Below are 5797 nucleotides of genomic sequence, written 5' to 3'. Positions count from 1 at the left end.
TGTCGCTCACCGGCGCCGCCGCCGCGCTCGCCCAGCCGCTGCTCACCCGCGGCGTGCTGGACCGGATCACCGCCGACCGGCCGGCCGGCGCGTTGGTGGTCGCGCTCGTCGCGCTGGTGGTGGCCGGCGCGTTGCTCGGCGGGCTCCGCGACTACCTGCTGCAACGCACCGCCGAGGGCCTCGTGCTGGGGGTCCGCCGACGGCTGGCCGGGCACCTGCTGCGCCTGCCGATCGTCGAGTACGACAGGCGCCGGACCGGCGACCTGCTGTCCCGGGTCGGCGCCGACACCACGCTGCTGCGGGCGGTGGTGACCTCCGGCCTGTTCGAGACCGTCACCGGCGCGGTGATGGTGGTCGGCGCCGGCACCGCGATGCTGCTGCTGGACCCGCTGCTGTTCGGCGTGACGCTGGCCGCGGTCGCGGTCGGGGTGGGCTTCGCGGTCACCGTCGCCCGCCGGGTGCGGGGCCTGGCCCGCCGCGCCCAGGAACGCGTCGGGGAGATGACCTCGGCCGTCGAGCGGGCGATCTCCGCGGCGCGGACCATCCGGGCCAGCCGGGCCGAGGGCCGGGAGACCGCCACGGTGGTGACGAGCGCGACCGCGGCGTACGACGCCGGTCTGCGGGTGGCCCGGGCGCAGGCGGTGGTCGGCCCGGCCAGCACGGTCACCGTGCAGGGCGCCTTCCTGCTGGTGCTGGCCGTGGGCGGGGCCCGGGTGGCGGCCGGCGCGATAAGCGTGGGCGACCTGGTCGCCTTCGTCATGTTCCTGTTCTTCCTGGTGCTGCCGCTCGGCCAGGCCGTGCACGCCTACACCCAGCTGCAGAGCGGGCTGGGCGCGCTGGCCCGCATCGAGGAGATCCTCACCGTCCCCGACGAGCGCGTCGACGACCGGCCGGCGGCCGCCGCGACCGCGCCACCCGCCGGCGTCCCCGCCCGGGTCGAGTTCGACCGGGTCGGCTTCGGCTATCCCGGCGGCCCTCCGGTGCTGCGCGAGGTGAGCTTCACCGTGCCCGCCGGCAGCCGCACCGCGCTCGTCGGCCCGTCCGGCGCCGGCAAGTCCACCCTGTTGGCGCTCGTCGAACGCTTCTACGAGGTGGACGAGGGCGCGGTGCGCCTGGACGGCGTGGACGTGCGGGAGCTGCCCCGCGACGCGTTGCGCGCCCGGCTCGGCTACGTCGAGCAGGAGGCACCGGTGCTCGCCGGCACGCTGCGGGACAACCTCCTGATCACCGCGCCCGACGCCGGCGACGACCGGCTGCGCGGCGTGCTGGACGAGGTCAACCTGGGTCACCTGGCCGACCGGACCGCCGAAGGGCTGGACGTCCAGGTCGGGGAGGGCGGCGTGCTGCTCTCCGGCGGGGAACGGCAGCGGCTGGCCATCGCCCGGGCGCTGCTGGCCGGGCCGCCGGTGCTGCTGCTCGACGAGCCGACAAGCAACCTCGACGCGCGCAACGAGGCGGCGCTGCGCCGGGCGATCGACGCGGTGGCGGTGCGCCGTACCCTGCTGATCGTGGCGCACCGCCTGTCGACGGTGGTCGACGCCGACCAGATCGTGGTGCTCGACGGCGGCCGGGTCGTGGCCGTCGGCACGCACGACGAACTGACCACCACCAGCCCGCTCTACCGGGAGCTGGCCACCCACCAGCTGCTGGTGGCCTGATCCGGTCACCTGGGCCGTGACCTGCGGCGACGGGCGGAAATCCGGACACGGCGCGGCGGCGGCGCCGGGCGGGGGTCACAATCGGCTGCGGTTCGCGTACCGTTGCGGCTCATGGGTGTGTCGCAACGGTTGAAGACCAGGTTCCGCCGGTTCCTCCAGCGCCCCGGGACGACTGTCGACCTGGCGCCGCTGGAGAAGCTGCTGCCGGCGATCGAGGCCCGCGAGGCCGAGCTGGAGCAGCTCTCCGACGCCGAGCTGACCGAGGCGGCCGGGCAGGCCGAGAAGTACGAGGAGATCTGCGCGATCGGCCGCGAGGCGGCCCGGCGCGGGCTCGACCAGCGCCCGTACGACGTGCAGCTGCTCGGCGCCATGGCGCTGCTGTCCGGCAAGGTCGCCGAGATGGCCACCGGTGAGGGCAAGACGCTGACCGCGGCCGTCGCCGCGTACGGGCACGTCCGGCTGGGCAACGGCCCGGTGCACGTGCTCACCGTCAACGACTACCTGGCCCGCCGCGACGCCGAGTGGATGGAGCCGGTCTACACCCTGCTCGGGCTCACCGTGGGCTGGGTCAACGAGGCGTCCACCCCGGAGGAGCGGCGCGCCGCGTACGCCTGTGACGTCACCTACGTCGCGGTCAGCGAGGCCGGTTTCGACTACCTGCGCGACCAGCTCGCCACCGACCTGGCCGACCGGGTGCAGCCGGCGCTGAAGACCGCGATCGTCGACGAGGCCGACTCGATCCTGATCGACGAGGCCCGGGTCCCGATGGTGCTCGCCGGCGCGGTCCCCGGCGAGCAGGACCCGGTGCACGCCGCCGCCGCGCTGGTGCGGGGCCTGCGCAAGGGCCGGCACTACACGGTCGCCGAGGACGGCCGCAGCGTCGCCTTCACCTCGGTCGGCCTGGCCACCGTCGAGGCCAAGCTGGGCGGCATCGACCTGTACGACGAGGAGCACGTCGGGCAGCTCTCCGCGGTGAACGTGGCACTGCACGCGCACGCCCTGCTGCACCGCGACGTCGACTACATCGTCCGGGACGACTCGGTCGAGCTGATCGACGAGATGCGCGGGCGGGTCGCCCAGCGCCGCCGCTGGCCCGACGGGTTGCAGGCGGCGGTCGAGGCGAAGGAGGGGCTGGACGCCACCGCCGAGGGTGAGGTGCTGGGCACGGTCACCGTGCAGGCGTACATCGCGCTCTACCCGACGGTCTGCGGGATGACCGCGACCGCGGTGCTCGTCGGCGACCAGCTCCGCGAGTTCTTCGGCCTCGAGGTGGCGGTGATCCCGCCGAACACCCCCTGCGTCCGCGAGGACGAGCCGGACCGGATCTACGCGACCCGCGCCGAGAAGGAGGAGGCGCTCGTCGACGAGATCACCCGCTGCCACCAGGCGGGGCGGCCGGTGCTGGTCGGCACGCTCGACGTCAAGGAGTCCGAGGGGCTGGCCGCGGCGCTCAACGCCGCCGGGGTGCCGTGCGTGGTGCTCAACGCCAAGAACGACGACGAGGAGGCCGGCATCATCGCCGAGGCCGGCGCCCACGGCGCGGTCACGGTGTCGACCCAGATGGCCGGCCGGGGCGTGGACATCCGGCTGGGCGGCAGCGACCAGTCCGACCGGGAGCGGGTGGCCGAGCTGGGCGGTCTGTACGTGATCGGCAGCGGCCGGCACGACAGCCGCCGGGTCGACGACCAGCTGCGCGGCCGGGCCGGCCGGCAGGGCGATCCCGGTGGGTCGGTCTTCGTCGTCAGCCTGGAGGACGACCTGGTGGCGCGGCACGCCGGCGACACCGTCCCGGCGTCGCCCCGGATGAACGCCGACGGCCTGGTCACCGATCCGCAGGTCGACTACGCGGTCGAGCACGCCCAGCGGGTCGCGGAGGGCGTCAACCACGAGATCCACCGCAACACGTGGCGCTACAGCCAGGTGATCGAGCAGCAGCGCAAGGCCCTGGCCGAGCGTCGGGAGCGCCTGCTGACCAGTGACATCGCCGCGCTGATGCTGCTGGAGCGGGTACCGGAGAAGGCCGGCGAGATGGACGAGGACCTGCTCGCCGACGTGGCCCGCAAGATCGCCCTCTTCCACCTCGACCGGCTCTGGGCCGAGCACCTGGCCGAGCTGTCCGAGGTCCGTGAGGGGGTGCACCTGCGGGCGCTGGGCCGCCTCGACCCGCTCGACGAGTTCCACCGCAGCGCGGTGCCGGCGTTCAACGCCCTGATCCCCGAGATCGAGACGCGGACCGTCGCCACGTTCGAGGAGACGGAGTTCGACGAGGGCTGGGAGCCGGACGCGTCGAAGCTGGTGCGGCCGACCGCAACCTGGACCTACCTGGTGCACGACAACCCGTTCGGCTCGGAGCTGGACCGGCTGATCGCGTCGGTGGGCCGGCGCCTCATCTCCGGGTCCCGCTGACCCACGCTCGGGGCCCTCCGGCCGGTACGCGCCGGAAGGGGCCCTTTTGCGCGGTTTCGATCCCGGTCTGCGAGGGTAGTAGGCCGGGGCTCGGCCAGAGAGAGGACGGACATGGACCAGGCAACGGCGCCGGACGGGGACACCGCGTGGACGGACGCGGGGGCGGTGGGGGCCGTGGCCCGGTGAACCTCGAGATGCGCCACGCCATGACCGACGACCTGGGCGTGCTGGAGACCGCCGCGCTGCTGCGCGAGCTGACCGCCGGCCTGATCGCCGTCGCCGACTTCGACGAGGCACTGGATCGCCTGGTGCGGATCGCCCGGGACGCCGTACCCGGCGTCGACAGCTGCGGCTTCACCGCGTTGCGCGCCGGGGAGCCCGCCGGGGTGGCCGCCTCCGATCCGCGCCGGGCCGAGCTGGACGACCTGCGGCACGGCCCGGACACGCCGGCCCTGACCGCGGTGCGCCGCCGCGAGATGATCATCGCGGCGGAGCTGGCCGGGGAGGAACGCTGGCCGGCCTGGTGCGCGCGGGCCGACGCGCTCGGCGTGCGCGGGGTGATCTCCGCTCCGGTCGACGTCGACGAGCAGGTGATCGGTGCGATCAACCTGTACGCCGAGTCGCCCGGGACGCTCACCCCCCGGCACCAGCTCACCGCGATGTTGCTCGCCGAGCACGCCGGCCTGCTGCTCGCCGCCGTGCGCGACCGGCAACGGGCCACCGCCCGGGCCGGTCAGCTCGACGGCGCGCTGCTGGCCGAGGGAGTGGTCGGGCAGGCCGTCGGCGTGATCATGACGCAGCGTGGCTGCCCGGCCCCGGAGGCGCTGGACGTGCTCCGCAGTGCCGCCTCCTCGTTGGACATCCCGCTGCGTGAGGTGGCCGAGCGGCTCGTGCTCACCGTCTCCCGGCCCCGCGACAACTGACCGACAGTCGTTTCGCTCCCGAGGGCGTCGGGTAGCACCCTGGACTGGTGAACTGCGCCGACCTGGGGAGGACGCGATGGAGAGCCGACTGCGGGTGCAGGGGCACCCCATCCAACCGATGCTTGTGACGTTCCCGTTCGGGCTCTTCGTCAGCGCCGCCGTGTTCGACCTGGCGGACGTCGCCGGCGGCCCGGCCTTCCTCGGCGAGGTGGGCTACTGGACGGCGGTGGCCGCGCTGGTCGCGGCCGGACTCGCCACGGTCGCCGGGCTCGTCGACCTGTGGGACGTGCGGATCGGTCGGGCGAACCGGACCGCCGTCACGTTCAACCTGGTCAACGCCGTGATGGCGGCGATGTTCCTGCTCACCTGCCTGATCCGGGCGCACGCGCCGCAGCGGGGCGCGACCGGCGGCCAGCTCGCGACCGAGCTGGTCGCGCTGGCGGTGGGCGCGGTCGGCGTGGGTCTGGGCGCGCGGCTGCTCCAGCAGTACGACCGGGGCCGCGCCGCCGAGCCGGCCCGGTTGGACGCCTTCGACGGCGTCCATGGCGCGACCGTCGAGATCGCCCGGCCCCGACCGTTCTGACCGTCCCCCGGCCGCCGTGTTCCGGTGGGGGGCGCCGGGCGTGTCGCGGCAGGCGGGGCAGGCAAGGTGAAACCGTTATGCCTCCTGGTCATAAATATGACCGGGAGGCATGACGCGCTCCGGGCAGGTTTTCTCGCGGAGCCGTCACGCCCGGTGACCGCGCCGTCGGCACCCGCGCGCTCGTGCGCGGCCGCGCCCTCCGCGCCGCAGGCACCGTGCACCCCGCG

General features: G+C 74.5%; 4 protein-coding genes. All 4 read left to right on the top strand.

Going from position 1 to position 5797, the window contains the following annotated elements:
• The coding region (locus HUW36_RS23965; RefSeq protein WP_174530245.1) for an ABC transporter ATP-binding protein at nucleotides 1-1658 on the top strand (1658 nt) is incomplete at its 5' end.
• A 111-nt stretch (nucleotides 1659-1769) separates the two neighbouring features.
• The gene (secA2, locus tag HUW36_RS23960) at nucleotides 1770-4064 is read left to right on the top strand and encodes an accessory Sec system translocase SecA2 (protein ID WP_174530244.1); all 2295 of its coding nucleotides are present in this window, start codon (nucleotides 1770-1772) and stop codon (nucleotides 4062-4064) included.
• Nucleotides 4065-4270: 206 nt separating this feature from the next.
• Nucleotides 4271-4987 (top strand): ANTAR domain-containing protein, encoded by a 717-nt coding sequence (locus tag HUW36_RS23955; RefSeq protein ID WP_174530246.1) that lies wholly within the window; start codon nucleotides 4271-4273, stop codon nucleotides 4985-4987.
• A gap of 76 nt (nucleotides 4988-5063) precedes the next feature.
• Nucleotides 5064-5570, top strand: a complete 507-nt coding sequence (locus HUW36_RS23950) for a DUF2231 domain-containing protein (protein WP_174530243.1) — start codon at nucleotides 5064-5066, stop codon at nucleotides 5568-5570.
• The last annotated feature ends 227 nt before the right edge of the window (nucleotides 5571-5797 follow it).

Source organism: Micromonospora maritima (assembly GCF_902825405.1).
Lineage (GTDB): Bacteria > Actinomycetota > Actinomycetes > Mycobacteriales > Micromonosporaceae > Micromonospora > Micromonospora maritima.
Note: the sequence above shows the minus strand (reverse complement) of the source record. Positions and strands in the feature narration are given on the sequence as shown.

Bases quoted from the DNA above. Each gene is read 5' to 3' on its own strand.
- secA2 (WP_174530244.1), top strand. From the start codon at position 1,770: ATGGGTGTGTCGCAACGGTTGAAGACCAGGTTCCGCCGGTTCCTCCAG.
- HUW36_RS23955 (WP_174530246.1), top strand. From the start codon at position 4,271: ATGACCGACGACCTGGGCGTGCTGGAGACCGCCGCGCTGCTGCGCGAG.
- HUW36_RS23950 (WP_174530243.1), top strand. From the start codon at position 5,064: ATGGAGAGCCGACTGCGGGTGCAGGGGCACCCCATCCAACCGATGCTT.